The sequence below is a fragment of the Saccharopolyspora antiqui genome (assembly GCF_052246905.1).
Classification (GTDB): Bacteria; Actinomycetota; Actinomycetes; order Mycobacteriales; family Pseudonocardiaceae; genus Saccharopolyspora.
The window spans coordinates 32853-50152 of sequence record NZ_JBQQBO010000034.1; the positions used below are offsets into that span (position 1 = coordinate 32853).

The 17300-nt window shown below is 68.7% G+C and carries 13 protein-coding genes and 1 tRNA gene; 7 read left to right on the top strand and 7 right to left on the bottom strand.

Going from position 1 to position 17300, the window contains the following annotated elements:
• The first annotated feature begins 2 nt into the window (after positions 1–2).
• Together csb2 and ACTWQN_RS34480 are read left to right on the top strand one after the other, a co-directional pair.
• Positions 3–698: a type I-G CRISPR-associated protein Csb2 gene (gene csb2 / locus ACTWQN_RS34475; RefSeq protein ID WP_443207885.1), complete on the top strand. Its 696-nt coding sequence runs from the start codon at positions 3–5 to the stop codon at positions 696–698.
• 330 nt (positions 699–1028) lie between these two features.
• Positions 1029–1634, top strand: a complete 606-nt coding sequence (locus tag ACTWQN_RS34480) for a hypothetical protein (protein WP_443207851.1) — start codon at positions 1029–1031, stop codon at positions 1632–1634.
• 912 nt (positions 1635–2546) lie between these two features.
• Here the strand turns inward: ACTWQN_RS34480 and ACTWQN_RS34485 are convergent.
• From ACTWQN_RS34485 to ACTWQN_RS34505, 5 genes are all read right to left on the bottom strand, one after another.
• On the bottom strand, positions 2547–3473 hold the full coding sequence (locus tag ACTWQN_RS34485) for a LysR substrate-binding domain-containing protein (protein WP_443207852.1): 927 nt from the start codon (positions 3471–3473) through the stop codon (positions 2547–2549).
• 21 nt (positions 3474–3494) lie between these two features.
• Positions 3495–4286 carry an HpcH/HpaI aldolase/citrate lyase family protein gene (locus ACTWQN_RS34490; RefSeq protein ID WP_443207853.1) on the bottom strand — a complete coding sequence of 264 codons (792 nt, stop codon included), beginning with the start codon at positions 4284–4286 and terminating at the stop codon, positions 3495–3497.
• Complete coding sequence (locus tag ACTWQN_RS34495; RefSeq protein ID WP_443207854.1) at positions 4286–5461, bottom strand: CaiB/BaiF CoA transferase family protein; 1176 nt, start codon at positions 5459–5461, stop codon at positions 4286–4288. Before ACTWQN_RS34495 ends, ACTWQN_RS34490 begins: the two co-directional genes overlap by 1 nt.
• A gap of 14 nt (positions 5462–5475) precedes the next feature.
• Positions 5476–6804, bottom strand: coding sequence for a 2-hydroxycarboxylate transporter family protein (locus ACTWQN_RS34500; RefSeq protein ID WP_443207855.1), 1329 nt, complete (start codon positions 6802–6804; stop codon positions 5476–5478).
• A gap of 227 nt (positions 6805–7031) precedes the next feature.
• The gene (locus ACTWQN_RS34505; protein WP_443207856.1) at positions 7032–8036 is read right to left on the bottom strand and encodes an iron-siderophore ABC transporter substrate-binding protein; all 1005 of its coding nucleotides are present in this window, start codon (positions 8034–8036) and stop codon (positions 7032–7034) included.
• 524 nt (positions 8037–8560) lie between these two features.
• Here ACTWQN_RS34505 and ACTWQN_RS34510 point away from each other — a divergent pair.
• Entirely contained in the window at positions 8561–8929 is a 369-nt protein-coding gene (locus ACTWQN_RS34510; protein WP_443207857.1) for a hypothetical protein, read from the top strand.
• A 155-nt stretch (positions 8930–9084) separates the two neighbouring features.
• Here ACTWQN_RS34510 and ACTWQN_RS34515 read toward each other — a convergent pair.
• Positions 9085–9158 (bottom strand) — tRNA-Arg (locus tag ACTWQN_RS34515).
• A 133-nt stretch (positions 9159–9291) separates the two neighbouring features.
• On the bottom strand, positions 9292–9864 hold the full coding sequence (locus ACTWQN_RS34520; RefSeq protein WP_443207858.1) for a DUF3558 family protein: 573 nt from the start codon (positions 9862–9864) through the stop codon (positions 9292–9294).
• Between the two features lie 204 nt (positions 9865–10068).
• Here ACTWQN_RS34520 and ACTWQN_RS34525 point away from each other — a divergent pair, with 204 nt between their 5' ends.
• The 4 genes from ACTWQN_RS34525 to ACTWQN_RS34540 all read left to right on the top strand — a co-directional run bounded on the left by ACTWQN_RS34525 (position 10069) and on the right by ACTWQN_RS34540 (position 17160).
• Positions 10069–12099 (top strand): bifunctional copper resistance protein CopD/cytochrome c oxidase assembly protein, encoded by a 2031-nt coding sequence (locus tag ACTWQN_RS34525; protein WP_443207859.1) that lies wholly within the window; start codon positions 10069–10071, stop codon positions 12097–12099.
• Positions 12100–12268: 169 nt separating this feature from the next.
• Positions 12269–12679, top strand: coding sequence for a single-stranded DNA-binding protein (ssb, locus tag ACTWQN_RS34530; protein WP_443207860.1), 411 nt, complete (start codon positions 12269–12271; stop codon positions 12677–12679).
• Between the two features lie 141 nt (positions 12680–12820).
• Positions 12821–14497, top strand: coding sequence for an energy-dependent translational throttle protein EttA (gene ettA / locus ACTWQN_RS34535; RefSeq protein WP_443207861.1), 1677 nt, complete (start codon positions 12821–12823; stop codon positions 14495–14497).
• Between the two features lie 11 nt (positions 14498–14508).
• Complete coding sequence (locus tag ACTWQN_RS34540) at positions 14509–17160, top strand: hypothetical protein (protein ID WP_443207862.1); 2652 nt, start codon at positions 14509–14511, stop codon at positions 17158–17160.
• The last annotated feature ends 140 nt before the right edge of the window (positions 17161–17300 follow it).

A 17300-nucleotide genomic window follows, 5' to 3' on the forward strand; every position in this document is an offset into this window, starting at 1 on the left:
GGATGTTGGTGCAGGCGCCGACCACGATGTTGACGTTCGGTCTCCCGCCCGGTGTCCGCGTGGCAGGCCGCCAGTCCGGTGCCTTGGCAGCGTGCTTGCGGAAGGCCGTCATGAGCAGAGTGCCGAATCCGCTGCCTCCGGAGGTCAGCGGGCATAGCGCGGACAACCGCCCGCACCTGGCCTACCTGCCGCTGCTCGATGCCGGGCATCCGGAGGCACGCACCGAGGTGCTCGGTGTCGGCTTGCTGTTCCCTGTCGAGCGGCCGGATCTCGTCGACAAGGTCACCGCAGCGCTCGGGGATTCTTTCGAACTCCACCTGGCGGGTGTTCGCCTTCCTCTGCGGCGCGGCGAAGGCAGCGGACCGCTGAACCCGCAGTGGTGGACCAGGCCGTCCAGGTGTTGGGCGACGGTGACTCCGATGGTGCTCGACAGGTTCTCGGGGACCGGCAAGGAAGAGGTGGAAATCCGACGCGCATGCGTGCACAAGGGACTGCCTGGTCCGGCCGCGGTGACGATCTCCCGCGATCCGTTGGTCTCCGGAGGCGCGCACCTGGGCCGCGGCGACCTCGCGCGCCGGGAGCGGACGCCACGGCCATTCACCCATGCGAGGTTGGAGTTCCCAGACCCGGTGGCGGGACCGGTCCTGCTTGGCGCCCAGCGCTATCTGGGTATGGGGCTTTGCGTTCCGGCGCAGTGATCTGACCGGGCAGGACCCGCGGAGCAAGCGCTCAGCAGCTGCGCCCGCACAACAGCTGGGGGTTTATTGGCCAAAACAGGGAGGGGTCCCGGATCGAGGCGGGATACTCACCTGGCGATTCGGTTTTCGTTGGCGGCGACCTGCAAGAGGAGGACGTTCGTGCTCGGTGTCGCTTATACCCCGCCCGGCCGACGCCGGGTTGGTTCTCCCGTTCCGTCAGATGGGGGCTCTCGCACGGCGTCCACCGGTGCCCGGCGCGGGTGGATATGGTGCCTGGTGGGCGTGGCTGTCGCGGTTGTTTTGACTGGGTGTGGTTCGTCGTCGACCAGCGTGTCGGAACTGTTCCGGGAGTACATGGAGTCGACCGACGTCGAGGGGGACGTGTTCCGCGGGGCGACGAGCGAGGATCGGCTTGCCCAGTTCGCCGCCGAGGGCTCCCCGAGCCAGGTCCTGGCCGAGATGTTGGCCGCCTACTCGTGCGGCGACGGCCTCGAAGGAGCCAGGATCGGTTGTGAGCTGGACGGAGCGGTCAGCAAGGCGGTGGAGGACTTCGCCGGACCCGCTGCGGAGGTCTACGAACGCGACATCCTGGTCAAGCACGGGAGCGGGCAGCTTGAGCTGATGACGTTGTGGGTGGCGCGCAAACCCGACGGCGCCAGCGAGTTGGTCGACTCCGAGGGCAACCGCTACAGCGCGGGCTTGGACGACTTCCGCCAGCACAACGAACTGCTCGGCGCTGACGACCAGATCCTCGCCCCGCGCAACATCACCGCCGTGCCGGGCGAAGGCGAGATTGTCGCGGTGTCCGGGCACATGACACCGCGGTGGGTGTGGATCGTCGGCGGGATCGGCATCGTGGTCGTCGTCGGTGGCGCCGCGTTCCTCCTCCTGCGCCTCCGCCGCGATCGCGCCTTCTCCAAGTCCCTCGGCGACTAGCAGGACCCATGCCCGCCACCGACTGGGCGAGCCGACGCGAATCGGTCCTTGGCATCGAGGCGGTCACGCGGGGCTGGACCGGTGGCTATTTGGCGCTAAATCGCCACCTGCTCCTCACGGGAAGCGCCGATTTCGCGCGAAATCGGCAACACCACCACCCACTCCGACACGTGCGATCGAGGCAGGCGCTCAGAGGCGGATTGTGCTCGTCGGGTGTCGGCGTTGGTCGGTGACGTGGCGATTGGCGTGCTCGATGGCGCCGCAGGCCAGCGAAGTCACGCATGCCGCGAGCCTGCTCGACTTCGCCGCTGCGCACGTCTGCCGGAGGGATTGGTGCGTTACAGGAGCCAGGTGACGGCTCCCAGCGCCACCGCTACGCCAAGGAGGATCAGTCCGACGACCAGTGTCCAGCGCCGAGGCCGCAGCGGTTCTTCGGCCCATGCATCCGGTTGTTGCTGGAGAGGCGGCACGGGCCAAGGGGCTGGCTGCTGGCCTGCTGGCTGACCTTCGTAGCCGTCGGATCCCCATGTGGGACCGGCTGGAAGGTGCTCCGGAGAGGGCACCCAGTCCGCGCGGTGCGGGACTTCCAACCGCTCGGGCTCCGGTTCTGGCGGCGGTTCCGGATGCGGCACTACCGGCGGAGCAGGTGGCGGGAGATCAGGTGTAGGCGGAGCTGATGCAGGGGGAGCAGGAAATGGCGGAGCGGGTGTCGACGGAGACGCCGCGCGGCGTTGCAGCCGCAGGCCGTAGGCGGTCAGCACCAACCCGATCAGTCCGATCAGGGCCGACAGCACCGAGCCCAGCTTGTCCGCGATCTCCAGCACCCGAACAGATTGCCAGAACCGCGCCGGGAAATGCCTTCGCTCCTGTCGTTCTTGACACGTCGGCCGACCGCGAGGTCAGCGCAGGTGCTCAGACCAGCCGGATTCCCGGCCAGTCGCCGTCTTCGGCCATCTGCCTCGTCACCGCCACGATGCCCTGCTGCACGGCCGCGACCGCGTCCCGGGACTGGTAGTACTCGACGGTGTTGCACACCGCCACGCTCCGCTCGATCACCGGGTGGTGGATTCGGCGCACCCCGAGCACGCGATGGTCCTCCTGGTCCGCGACGCTCGACAGGGGCAGGATCGTGCACGCCTCGCCGCTGGCCGCGATGCGGATCATCGCGCCCAGCGAGTCCACGTCCGCGACGATCGACGGCACCAAGCCCTGCGCGGCGAAGGCGCGGTCGATGAGTGCCCGCAGGTTGCTGCGCCCACCCGGCACGACCAGCGGCGTGTTCTGCAGGTCCACCAACCCGATCCGGTCCGCGTCTACGGCGGGTGGTTTCGGTTGGCCGATGAGGAAAAGATCCTCCGAGTACAGCAGCGTCTCGGTAGGGCGGGCGGTTTCGTCGTCCCGGTACAGCACGGCCAGGTCGAGGCGGCCGAGGGTGAGCAATTCCTGGATGTAGCCGCTCATCGACTCGAAGAGCTGGAGGTGGATGCCGGGGTGGTGCACCTTCGTCCAGGAGAACAGCGCCGGAGCCAACCGCACGGACACGGTGGTCGGCAGGCCGACGGCGACCGGGCCGTGGATGCGGTCACCGCTGAGCACATCGCCCGCGATCCGGTCGAACTGCCGCACGAGCTGTTGCGCGTCGCGGTAGAGGGCGCGTCCGGCCGCGGTGGGGGTGACGCCGCGGGGACCGCGTTCGAGCAGCCGGACCCCGAGTTCGCCTTCCAGGTGGGCGATGCGTTGGCTGAGGGCGGGTTGCGAGATGTAGAGCTGGGCGGCGGCGCGGGTCAGGCTGCCGGAGTCGACGACGGTGATGAAGTCGCGCAGGTGGGCGATGTCCACGTCGACTCCGTTCCGCCAGGGCTAGTCCGCTGCCCGCAGCAGGCGTCGGGCGCGTTCGACCACGGGCCGGTCAATCATCGCACCGTCCACCGAAACCGCAGCTCCGTGCGCTTGCTCGGCCGCTTCGACCACTCGCCGCGCCCACCTGAGTTCCGCGTCGCCGGGCCGCATCGCGCCCCGAACGACCGGTAGCTGCGCGGGATGGATGCACAGCTTTCCGCCGAAGCCCCACTCCTTGGCGCGGCGCGTTTCGCGGTCGATGGTCTCGGTGTCGTTGATCGACGGCGTGACGCCGTCGACCGGTGCGGGCAGTCCGCTGGCCGCGGACCACCGCACCAGGTCGCTGCGCGAGGTGTCCAGCGCCGCGTCGGCGGTGACGCCGAGGTCCAGCGCGAGGTCGATGCTGCCGAACATCAGCCTGACCAGCCCCGCTGCAGCGCAGATCTCGCCGAGGTTGACGAATCCGCGCGCCGATTCGATGAGACCGAGCACCTGGCAACCGGTGCCCTCGGCCGCCGCCGTCACGTCCGCCGCGCTCTCGGTCTTCGGCAGGACGACCGCGGCCGGGCCGATTTCCCGGCAGAGCGCGACATCGTCGTCGAATTCCGCGGTGCCGGGCGCATTGATGCGCACCGCGACCTTCGGCCCGATCGGCCACGCAGCGCGCAGATTCTCCCGTGCCGCTGCTTTGGCAGCCGCTGGCACGGCGTCCTCCAGGTCGACGATGACGACGTCCGCGCCCGCCGCGATGGCCTTGGCGAACCGGTCGGGACGTGACCCGGGTACGAAGAGCCAGGTGACGGCGGTCCGCATCACACCACCCCGTCCTGGCTCAGCTGGTCCACTTCGGACTCCGAGAACCCGAGTTCGGCGAGGATCTTCCTGGTGTGCTCGCCGATGTCGGGGATCGGATCCATCCGCGGCTCGGGGCTGGTCGGACCCGGCGGTGCCAGCGCGGGTATCGGACCGGCCGGGGTCTGCACCTCGTGCCATCTGCCGCGGGCTGCCAGCTGCGGGTGTTTCCACACGTCGGCAAGGGTGTTGACGTGCGCGCAGGCGATCGGGACGGCGGTCAGCAGCGCGGTCGCCTCGTCGCCGGTCAGGGTTGCGAAGCGGTCGGCGATGATCCGCCCCAGCTTCTCGCGGTTGGCGTTGCGGTTGGCGTTCCCGGCGTAGTCGGGGTGGTCGGCGAGTTCGGGTTGGCCGAGGAATTCATCGCAGAAAGCGCGCCATTCCCGCTCGTTCTGGATGCTCATCATGATGACCTTGTCGTCGCCCGCGGTGAACGGACCGTACGGGTAGATCGTCGCGTGCGCGGCACCGGCTCGGGGTGGCGGCTCGGCGCCGCGGTAGGAGTAGTAGAGCGGGAAGCCCATCCATTCGACGGTGGCCTCCAGCATCGAGACGTCGATGTGCGCGCCCTTGCCGGTGTTCGCGCGTTCCAGCAGTGCCGCGAGGATCGAGCTGTAGGCGTACATCCCGGCGGCGATGTCGGAGACCGAGATGCCGACCTTGGCCATGTCGTCCCCGGATCCGGTGACCGACAGCAGACCCGCCTCGCTCTGCACCATCAGGTCGTAGGCCTTCATCGACTCGTACGGACCGCCTTGGCCGTAGCCGGAGATGTCGCAGACGATCAAACCGGGATTGTCGGCCTGCAACTCCTCGGCGCCGAGTCCCATGCGGGCCGCCGCGCCTGGCGCGAGGTTCTGGATGAACACGTCCGCGGTGCGCAGCAGCTGACGCAGTGCGGCCATCCCGCGCGGGTCCTTGACGTCCAGGGCCAGGGATTGCTTGCTGCGGTTGACCCACACGAAGTGCGAGCTCAGCCCCGCCACCCGGGTGTCGTAGTGGCGCGCGAAATCACCGACGCCCGGCCGCTCGACCTTGATCACCCGCGCGCCGAGGTCGGCGAGCTGACGACTGGCGTAGGGCGCGGCGATGGCCTGTTCGAGCGCCACCACGGTCACACCACGAAGCGGTTGCACGTGTTCCTCCTTGCTCAGTACAGGTTCGCGAAGACGATGAGCGCGATGGTCACCGTGACCGCACCACCGATGCGCGTGGCGATCTGGGCGAAGGGCATCAGGGCCATGCGCCGGGTGGCGCTGAGGATGGCCACGTCACCGGTGCCGCCCAGGCCGGTGTGGGTGCCCACCACGATCGCCGTGTCGACCGGGAACATGCCGATCCAGCGGCCGACCAGGAACGCCGTGGCCATCATGCTGACCACGGTGGCGATGATGGTGACCACGGTGCCGACGGTGAACGCTTCGAGCAGTTCGTTCCACGGCGTGGACGACACCCCGATGGCGAACAGCAGCGGGTAGGTCACGGCCGTCGACATGAAGTCGTAGACCAGGCCCGAGTGGTGTTCCAGGCTGCGCGGCAGCCAGCGGGTCAGCTTCAGGGCGATGGCGGCCACCAGCATCACGATCGGCGCGGGCCAGCCGAACAGCGCGTTGGTGGCCTCGCCGAGCAGGTACAGCGCGATGGCCATGAATCCGGCGGCGGCCAACTGCCGGATGTCGAATCCGCTGCGCTCGCGGTCGGTGAGGTCGAGTTCGTCCTCGCCCGCTGGCTGGATCTTGCCGAATCCGGTGGTTCGCGGGTACCGGTGGCCGATCAGGGCCAGCACGCTGGAGAACACGATCGCGCAGACGTTGGCGAGCAGCACCACCGGAAGCACCTGCGCCAGCAGCGTTTCCGCCGGTCCCGCCCCGGACTGCGAGTATCCGAGCGTCAACGGGATCGCGCCTTCGCCGAGACCACCGCCCATCACCGGCACCACGATGAAGAACACCGTGCGCCGCAGGTCGCCGGTGATCGCCCAGCCGACCAGCGAGCCGACCACCAGCGCGGCCAGCGAACCGGCGATCAGCGGGACGAAGATCTTGAGGAATCCCCTGATCAGCACGGTGCGGTTCATGCTGAGGATGGAGCCGACGATGATCCCGGCGATGAAGACGTACAGGAAGTTGGTGGACTTGTAGAACGTCGAGATGTGCTTCGCCAGGTCGGCGGGAATCCACCCGGCGGCGACCAGGAACGCGGGCAGGAAGGTCACCAGGATGACCGGTCCGCCGATGGAGCGGAACCCCGGGATGCGTCGGCCGATCTCGTAGCAGGTGTAGCTGCACACGCCCAGCAGCGCGGCCATCGTCGGGATGTCCGACGCCAGGTCGTCCTGCCAGGCGAGCACCGCGAGCACGACGACGAGCAGCGCGTAGAACGGTAGTGGGATGACACCGATGCGCGCGGACCAGATCGAGCGGGACTTCCCTTCGGATGTCGCGTGTTCCGGCGGCGCGGTGCTCGGGGGCGATGTCATCTCACTACCTCCTCGTAGGGACAACAAGCATCAAACCCCCGCGTTCCACCGCCGAGTAGGCGTTGATTCACGATGCGGGCATAAGCCGGGCTTATGGCGGCGCAACCGGGTTCGCGCGGCTCTGCTCGCTGATGCCGTAACGCGCGGTGCCTGGCGCCGCTTGGTGCCGATCAGGCCGCTCCACGGTCAGTCCAAATAGGACTCGCGGCGCGGGACGGAACGTCGGGTCACTTCGCCAGGGCCTGCGCGATCAGCGGGACGACCTGATCCACCGCGTGCGACAGGCCAAGCGCGGTTCCGCTGGAGAAGGCCTGCGAGATCTCCTCGTCGGACAGCACGACCGCGTGCCCGTCGCGGACCGCGGGCACCGATTGGAACAACGGGTCGCGCGTGATCTCATCGGCGCCCAGCCCGATCGGGAAGATCACCACCAAGTCCGAGTTGAACAGATCCATCCGCTCCCGCGAGATGGTGACCGAGAATCCGGACCCGCCAAGCGCCTGCACTTGCGGCGACTGCACGAAACCCAGCCGCCGCATGCAGTCCAGGCGAGAATCGCCGTCTACGTAGGCGCCGTAGGAGCCGACCGTCCTGGACCCGACCACCACCGTCTTCCCCGCGAATTCGGGATGTGCGGCAGCGGCCGAGCGGAACTTCGCGTCCACGTCCCCGCGGACCGCGGCGGCCTCGGCGGTCTTGCCCAGCGCCTTGCCGATCATGTCGAGCTGCTGCTCCCAGGTGGTCGAATATTGCTCGCCGCCCGGCGGGATGCTCACCACCGGCACACCCAACCTGGACAGCAGCGCGTAGCGATCCCGCTCGCCGCTGGCGCGGGTGTCCAGGATCAGGTCCGGGTTGAGCGCGGCCACGTTTTCCATGTCGACGTCCATGGTCCCGAGCATCACCGGCGGCGCGGTGTACCTCTTGTCCGCTGGCAGCCACGCGGGAACCCCGTCACCGCCCACCGGCAACCAGTCGGCCGCGCCCACCGGCTGCACCCCCAGCGTCAAAGCGACTTCCGCGTCGCCCCACCCGAGCGCGACCACCCGCTGCGGCCGGTGGGGCACCGCGACATCACCGAACGCGGTCTGGATGGTCACCGGGAACTGCCCGTCGGGCGCCGCACCGCCCGGTGTCCCGCGCTCCGGCTCCGGCGCCCCACAACCGGCCAGGGCCATCCCCAGCAGGACCGTCATGATCACGCCCAGCGCCCGCAATCCGGAGAAACGCATCCCACACTCCCACGATGAGTTAAGTACGCCTTACCTAACTACATCGTTCGAGCCGGGTCCAGTCCGGGTGACGGTCGTCATCGACCAACGCGGCCACGTCGTGGCCCGACGGAGCTCGCAACCGAAGGCGAATTTCAAGAAGGCCGATTCGCGGCACTGCCAGGTTGATTTGTCGATAACCGCCGAAACTATTTTCGTGTTCGGTTCGACAATGGTGATCTTCGGAAATTGATCATTTTCCCAATCGTGTTGGCGGAATGGGCGAAGTGTCGTCGTGTTCGTTTTGATCATGCCCATGCTGGAGTCCGTCGATCAGTGGTCCGACTTTCGGGAAAATTGTGTCACCGCATGAGGTGAGCTGCTGGATTCCGTGTTGCAGGTGGTCTTGGCTGCCGGGATATCGTGTTGTCGACGCGAGATCGGGTCGACAAAAACGTGAGCACGAAAGCGATTCATCGCTCCGGATAATCGGCACGAGATTCTCGTCGCTATTTAAGTCCCTCTTGCAGAAAGGTTCCGCTCGGATGCGTACCCCGAAGCGTGTGATGGTTGCCGCTGCTCTCAGCTTCCCGATGATGCTGGGGGCAACCTCGATCGCGATGGCCGACGAAAACGGCGATTCCCCGACTCAGACCCAGAACCAGGATCAGATCCAGGCAGCGGAGCAGGAGAACAAGAACGAATCGCCCGCGGTCTTCTTCTTGTTCGGCAAGCACCCGACCGCTGTCGTCGCACCGGTTCTGGTCAACCAACTCCACCAGGACCAGGTCGGCGACTGGGACGAAAACGAGCAGGACCAGTCCGTCAAGGACAAGGACAAGCACAAGGACAAGGACAAGGACAAGCACGAGGAGAAGCACCACTCCGGCATGGACCAGAACAGGCCCAACTGATCCCACCGCATTGATGCGGAGGTGATCACGCATGAACGCCGCCTTCCCCGAACCAGGGAGAAGGCGGCGTTCATGTCCGCGCCCGCCCCGTTGCGGGGCCGGATCGTCACCTGACCTTGGTCGCAGCAACAGGCCACGTCCCCGATCAGGGTTTGTGCCCCCAGCAGGACTCGAACCTGCGACCTAAGGATTAGAAGTCCTTTGCTCTATCCAGCTGAGCTATGGGGGCCGTTCGGTCGACAGCTTGACTGAGCTGCAAACAAGCAGGGTAGCGGTAGCGGCACCCAGGTGTGGGACTGACGCCGCACCGTTGCCGAGCCGGTACCGAACGGCAAGCTGATCGACAACCAGCCTAGTCCTGTTCAGGCTGGCGGCAGCTTGTGCAGTGCCGCAGTGGTGAGCTGGAACAGCTGGTCAGAGGTATCGGCCGCCGAGGCGTCCTGCACCGACAGCATGGTCAGCAGCGAGCGGTCCGACCGGATCGCGGTCGTCGCGGTGCAGGTCTGGTGGGTGTCGACGAGCTCGCAGTACAACCAGGTCGAATACCCCTCGACGTCCACCGGCACGCCGCGCGGCTGGCGGCTGGCCGCGATCTCGTACGAGTCGTAGAACCCGGCCGCCGCGGTGTTCTCCTGGCCGCTGGCCAGCAGGTGGGCGCAGGCACCGGCGATCGGGTTGTCCGGGTGCGGCGGCCCAACCGGTCCGCCGACCACCGCCAGGTCAGCCGGTGTCAACAGGCCGCACGAGTCGATGCCGTCGGCGTTGCGCGGAACCGGGATGCGCGCCTGCGCCGCGACCGTCGAGCGCGGTTGCGTCCCGTTCTCGTGGAATCCCGCCGCCGGGATCGGCTCGCCCGGAACCCGTGCGGCGCAACCGGTCACCGCGCACAACAGCATCATGGGCAGCACGAGCACACAGCGACGGTCAGTGGTCACGGCGCAACCGTAGCGGTCCACGCGCACGGCAGACCACGCTCTCGGCCGTCAGCCGGTGCGTTGCCGCTGCGATCGGTCGAGCGAGCTTGCGCAATACGGCACAAGTCGTTGATCGAGCGCGCGGGTGCCCGTCGCACGCCGGAGCGGCGGCGCTGGCGTGGCGGTGCGGGGAGTGCCTGCGAGCGAGGCGGTTACGCTCGGTTTGTGCCATCCGAGACCACCCCTGACGCAGCACCGCGGCGGCGCGGCACGGCGAGCACGGTGGGCGTGCTGGTCGTCACCGCCGGGGTGCTGGCGGCGCTGATCGCCGCCGCCCTGACCACGCTTTCCGCCGGTGCCCCCTACGCCCTGCTCGGCCTGCCGGATCCCGGGCCGATCACGCAGTACGGGCTGCCGGTCGTTCGGGTGGTGGCCGAAACCGGCGCGGTGGTGTGCATCGGCTCGCTGCTGCTGGCCGCGTTCGGGATCCCGGCGAAGCGGTCGGGCGCGCTGGCCGCCGACGGTTACGCCGCGGTGCGGACTGCCGGTTGGGCAGCCGCGGTCTGGTGCGTGGGCGCGGCGCTGATGGTGCCGTTCATCGCCGCCGACGCCACCGGACGTCCGGTTTCGGACGTGCTCAGCGCGGACGTGCTCTTCGGTCTGGTGGACGCGTTGGAGGAAGCCAAGGCGTGGGCGCTGACCGCGTTGATCGCCTTCGTCGTGGCGTTGGCCTGCCGGGTGGTGCTGTCCTGGGGCTGGACCGTGGTGGCCTTCGGGGCGGGGCTGCTCGGGCTGTTCCCGGTGATCGCCACCGGCCACTCCGCCAGCGGCGGCGCGCACGACATCGCCACCAACAGCCTGCTTTTCCACCTGTTCGGCGCGGTCCTGTGGGTCGGTGGCCTGATCGCACTGCTGGCGCACGCCGCTCGACGCGGCGACCACCTCCCACTGGTGACCCACCGGTTCTCGCGGATCGCCTTGGTGTGCTGGGTGGCGATGGCGTTGTCCGGCGTGATCAACGCGCTGGTGCGGGTGACACCGGGGCAGCTGTTCACCTCGACCTACGGCTTGCTGCTGGTGTTCAAGATCGTCGGCCTGGTCGTACTCGGGGTGTTCGGGTACCTCCAGCGCCGCAGCGTGGTTCGACGCCTGGACGACGGAACCGGTCGGGCCGCCGCGCTGCTGCGGCTGGGCGCGGTCGAAGTGCTGGTCATGTTCGCCACGATCGGCGTCGCCGTCGCGCTCGGGCGCACACCACCACCGCCTCGGAACACGCCGGTGCCGAACCGGACGGAGCTGCTGATCGGGTACCCGCTGGACGCGCCGCCGACGCTGTTCCGGCTGCTGTTCGACTTCCGGTTCGACCTGGTCTACGGCACTCTCGCGCTGGTCCTGGCCGCCTCGTACTTGTGGGGCGTGCACCGCCTGCGGCAGCGCGGCGACCGCTGGCCGATCGGTCGGACCACGGCCTGGCTGCTCGGTTGCGCGACGATCCTGGTGGCCACCTCGTCCGGAATCGGCAAGTACGCGCCCGCGGTGTTCAGCGCGCACATGGGCCAGCACATGCTGCTGTCCATGTTGGCGCCGGTCTTCCTGGTGCTGGCCGGTCCGGCCGCGCTGGCGCTGCGCGTCTTCAAGCCCGCCGGGAAGGGCCAGCCGCCGGGGCCGCGCGAATGGTTGCTGGCGTTCTTGCATTCACCGGTGACCCGGGTGCTGACCAACCCGATCGTCGCGTTCGCCCTGTTCGTCGGGTCCTTCTACGCGCTGTACTTCTCCGGCCTGTTCGACGTGGCGCTGACCCAGCACTGGGCACACCTGGCGATGAACGCGCACTTCCTGCTGGTGGGCTACGTCTTCTACTGGCCGGTGATCGGCATCGATCCGGCGCCGCGCCCGCTGCCGCCGATCGGCAAGGTCGGCCTGGTCTTCGCCTCCATGCCGTTCCACGCGTTCTTCGGGATCGCGTTGATGATGTCGCAGAAACCGATCGGCGGGGACTTCTACCGCGGCCTCGACCTGCCCTGGCTCACCGACCTGCTCTCCGACCAGCAGCTCGGCGGCGGGCTGGCGTGGGCCTCCGGGGAGGTGCCGCTGGTCGTGGTGATGCTGGCGCTGCTGATCCAGTGGTCGCGCGCGGATCACCGGGCGGCGCGGCGCATCGACCGGAAGGCCGACGCGGACGGCGACGCGGATCTGGTGGCCTACAACAACATGCTCAAGCAACTCGCCGAGCAGGACACCCCGCGCAAGGGGTGAATCGGTCGATCGGCAGGGTCGTGCTGGCCGATCGGCCGAGCTGAGCTGGCCGATCGGCCGGAATGTCCACGCAACGTAATAAATCTGTCGCACTGCGTGACGATCTTCGGGCACTCTTGACCGGTGCGAGCCGGAGGGCGGCCGCGCAGGACCGAGAGGAGCGGCAGAGATGTTCGAGACCCAGGTGACCGTGGTGGGCTATGTCATCACCGAACCGGTCGTGCGGGAGACGTCGGGTGGAAACCGGGTGGCCAATTTCCGGGTGGCGGCCACGTCGCGACGGGTCGACCGGGCCACCGGGGAATGGGTCGATGGCGACCGGTTCTACGCCACGGTGAATTGTTGGAAGCGGCTGGCCGAAGGGGTCGCCACGGCGTTGGGCAAGGGCGATCCGGTGGTGGTGACCGGGCGATTGCGCACCCGCGACTACGAGTCGGGCGGGCAGTGGCGCACCGTCGTCGAACTGGAGGCCAACGCGGTCGGGCTGGACCTTGCGCGCGGCGCCCCGCCGGGCCCGTCCGGTCTGGCGGCACCGAGTCCGGCCACCGCCCGCGAGTTCGCCGCGCTGCCCGGCGGCTGATCGCGATCTTGCCTGCTGACCAGTCCGAACGTTGTCCTGACGGAGGTGATAGGTGCCACTGCGCGGCCAGTGGCCGCCGACGGTGTGGTGCTGGGGGACCGCGTGCGCGGTCCGACACGGGGCGCAACTACGATTCGTGTCATGGCCGAGTTCATTTACACCATGAAGAACGTGCGCAAGACGCATGGTGACAAGGTCATCCTCGACAACGCGACCATCCAGTTCTACCCCGGCGCCAAGATCGGCGTCGTCGGTCCGAACGGGGCTGGCAAATCGACCGTGCTGCGCATCATGGCAGGACTCGACCAGCCGAACAACGGTGAAGCGTTCCTCACGCCGGGCTACACCGTCGGCATCCAGCAGCAGGAGCCTCAGCTCAACGAGGAGAAGACGGTCCTCGGCAATGTCGAAGAGGGCGTCGGGGAGATCAAGCAAAAGCTCAATCGCTTCAACGAGATCACCGAGTTGCTCGCCACCGACTTCTCGGATGACCTCATAGAGGAGATGGGCAGACTCCAAGAGGACTTGGACCACGCCGAGGCGTGGGAACTGGACTCCCAGTTGGAGCAGGCGATGGACGCCCTGCGTTGTCCGCCACCGGATGCGGAGGTCAAGACCCTCTCCGGTGGTGAGCGGCGCCGGGTCGCCCTGTGCAAGCTGCTGTTGAGCAAGCCCGACCTGTTGCTGCTGGACGAGCCGACCAACCACCTGGACGCCGAAAGCGTGCTGTGGTTGGAACAGCACCTGGCCACCTATCCGGGCGCCGTGCTCGCCGTCACCCACGACCGGTACTTCCTGGACAACGTCGCCGGCTGGATCCTGGAGCTGGACCGCGGCCGCACCTTCCCGTACGAGGGCAACTACTCGACCTATCTGGAGAAGAAGGCCGAGCGGCTGGCCGTGCAGGGCAAGCGGGACGCGAAACTGCAGAAACGGCTCAAGGACGAGTTGGATTGGGTTCGCTCCAACGCCAAGGCCCGCCAGACCAAGTCGCGTTCCCGGCTGGGGCGCTACGAGGAGATGGCCGCGGAGGCGGAGAAGACCCGCAAGCTCGACTTCGAGGAGATCCAGATCCCGCCGGGGCCGCGCCTGGGCAACGTCGTGGTCGAGGTGGAGAACCTGAAGAAGGGCTTCGGCGACAACCTGCTCATCGACGGGCTGTCGTTCACCTTGCCGCGCAACGGCATCGTGGGCGTGATCGGTCCGAACGGGGTCGGCAAGACGACGCTGTTCAAGACCATCGTGGGCTTGGAGGAGCCGGACTCCGGCGCGGTCCGGGTCGGCGACACCGTCAAGCTGTCCTATGTGGACCAGAATCGCTCGAACATCGACCCGGACAAGAACGTTTGGCAGGTCGTCTCCGACGGGCTGGACTACATCCAGGTCGGTCAGGTCGAAATGCCCTCGCGCGCGTACGTCAGCGCCTTCGGGTTCAAGGGGCCGGACCAGCAGAAGCCGGCCGGCGTGCTCTCCGGCGGTGAGCGCAACCGGCTGAACCTGGCGTTGACGCTCAAGCGGGGCGGCAACCTGATCCTGCTGGACGAGCCGACCAACGACCTCGACGTGGAAACGCTGAGCTCGCTGGAGAACGCGCTCGAACAGTTCCCCGGCTGCGCCGTGGTGATCTCCCACGACCGCTGGTTCCTGGACCGCGTCGCCACCCACATCCTCGCGTGGGAGGGGGACGACGAGGACCCGGCGAAGTGGTTCTGGTTCGAGGGCAACTTCGAAGGCTACGAGCAGAACAAGATCGAGAGACTCGGTGCGGAAGCGGCCCGCCCGCACCGCGTGACGCATCGAAAACTGACCCGCGGCTGAACGGAGGCGCCTTGGCGAGCGTGTCCGGTTCACCGCACACCGACTCCGCGCAAGGACTGCTCGAACCCGCACAGCAGATGCGGTGGCGAGTGCCGGAGTTGGCGTTGGTGCTCAGTGATCGCGCGGTTGCGCTCGCCAGGCGCACCGGTGACCAGGCGGCACGGCTGCGCGCCGAGGCGCTCGCCGTGTTCGCCTCGAACCGGTTGGGTCGCGGCGTCCCGGCCACCGGCCGGGCGCTTGCGGCAGTTCGCGATGCGGAGTCGGCGGGCGACGCCGACATCGTCGCGGAACTGCGGGTCGAATTGGCCTGGTGCGCCTGCAGCGCGGGCAGCACCGAGATCGCGAACCGGGTCCTATGTCCGGTGCTGGCGCGGGAGCGGATCGAACCGGCGGTGCGGGCCCACGCGCTGTTGGCGCTGGCCGCATCGCTGCCCGCACACCGGCAGGACGGGGAGCGCGTCGAGGCGCTCGACGAGGCGGAGCGGCTGTACGAGGTGTGCGGGCTCGGTCGGGACACCGTTCGGCTGCTGAAGGCTCGGGTCAGCGCCGCGCGCGCGGGTCACCACCGCAGGCTCGGCGAGTTCAGCGAGGCCATCGCGGCGGCCGACGCCGGGCTGGCGCTGCTCCAGCAGCTCGGCGATCCGGACACCGACAGCGGGGAGATGCACACCCGGCTGGTGCTGGAGCGGGTGCAGTCGCTGCTGGAGCTGGGCCGCAGCCAGGAGGCCGCCCAGGCGACCGAAACCGTGCTGGCGCAGCCGGTTCGCGCTGCGGCGGCGGGACCGGTCGGCTGGTTAGGGCTCGCGCTGGCCACCCGAGTGCACCTGCCGGACGGGAACCAGTGGGCAGCGGTGCGGGTGCTCAACGACACCGCGGCCCTCTCCGAGCGGCACAAGCTGGACGGTCTGCTCGCCGAGACCCTCAACGCCCTGTCCCAGGTGCACGAGCGGGGGGCGGAGTTCACCGAAGCGCTGCGGGCCCTGCGAGGCGCGTATTCGGCCGATCGCCGCTGGCGCGCGGCCGTGCACAACGCGCGGCTGCGGCTGCTGGCGGAGTTCCCGGTGCTCACCGACGACGTCGAAGTGCCTCGTCGACGGTCAGGCGGACCGTCCGAACCCGCACCGCCCGAACCGGTGCCGCCGGAACCCGAGCCATCCGGACTGCGGTCACCCGAACCCCAGGCATCCGAACCGTACGCGTCCGAGGCCCAGCGGCCCGAACCCGAACGGCTTGAACCCGAACGGCTTGAACCCCAACGGCTTGAACCCCATACGCCCGAATCCCATACGCCTGGACGGCAGGCGTTCGAGCCCCAACGGCCCGAGCCCCAGCAAGCTGTGCTCCGGGTATCGGAACCCGAGCCGCCCGAGCCGGAGGTGCCGCGGTCCAGGCGTCGATCGGAGTACGAAGAGGCGCACGATGCCGCACGCCGACTGATGGAAACGCTCACCAACCGGGCCGCCGAGCTGCGCGAGGGGCGCCGTCGGCAGGCAGCGCCCGACGAGGAGCCTTCGACGACCGCGCCGTTCGGCTCCGCGGCCGTCGAATCCCCTGTCGAGTCCTGGCAGCCGGGTCGGCGGTCCGCCGCCGAACCCGTGGATGCGCCGGTCGGACGGATCACCTCCGTCGATCACGATGCGCCAGCCCGGGAATCGCCCGCTGACGAAGGCGCCGAACCGAGCGCCGCGCGGGCCGACTGGTGGCCGTCGGAGTCCTGGGACCAGCCCTCTCGTGCCGAAAGCACGATTCCGGAGGTGCCCGTACCGGCCGGGCCCGAATCGTCCGCGCCCCGGCGGGCCGAGGCGTACTCCGGTGCGGATGCGCTGGCCGCGGCGGCGGAAAGACTTCGCCGGTCGACAGCTGCGGCCGATGCGGGCTCGGATGCCGATGCCACGACGGTCATGCCGACGTTCGCGGCGCCGAACGAGCTCGATTCGATCTTAGCCGACTGGCCGGGGATCAGATCGGCAACAGATCGGCAGTCCGGCCCGGCACCGGCCGCAGCTCAGCCCATCGGCGAACCGCCGGACACCTACCAGATCGGCGATGCGCTACCGGACGAACCGGCCTACGGCAGCCGCGAAACCGCCCCGGCAGAAGACCCGGCAGGCGTGCCGGAGCTGCCCGAAGGCGGGCGCCGATCGCGCGGCCGGTCGCTGGCCGAGATCCGCGCCAGCCTGCAGCTCTCGAACGAGCCTCGGCGCGCGCGGCGCCGCGCCAGGCACGCCGAACCGGAGGAACCAGTCGCCGCATCGCCCACTCCAGCCGCAGAGGTGCTCGCCCGCCACCTGGAGGACTGGGCGACCGAACCGAACCTCCCGGTTCCAGAACCGGAGCCCGCCGCGCCGGTTCCCGATTTCCGGGTACCGGCCGCCCCCCAGCCGGTGGAGCTGCCCGCCGACGATGCGCGGCCGGTCGAGAAGATCGGGCTGGCCGAACTGCTCACCGAGGCGCTGATGGCCTACGAGACGGGTAAACGTGATCTGGCCCAAGCCGAGGAGATCGCCCCGTCCGGTCGGCACAGCGACCGGCGGGTGCCGGGAATCACCAGCCATCCCCCCATTTCGCGCACCGCGTCCACATCGGACGATGGGGAGGCGGGGTTCGCGGCGCGGCACCGTCGCCCGGGGATGGACTCCGCGACGGCCGATCCGCTGCTCTGACCCCCCGCCTCCGAACCGGCCGGTCACCCCGCACGCCACCTCGTCCGAGTTCTCGGGTGCCGTCCAGGATTGGTTCACCGGGCGGCCCCACGCCATGCCTTCGGGAATCGGCGCAGCACAACGACGCCTGAGCCCGCGCT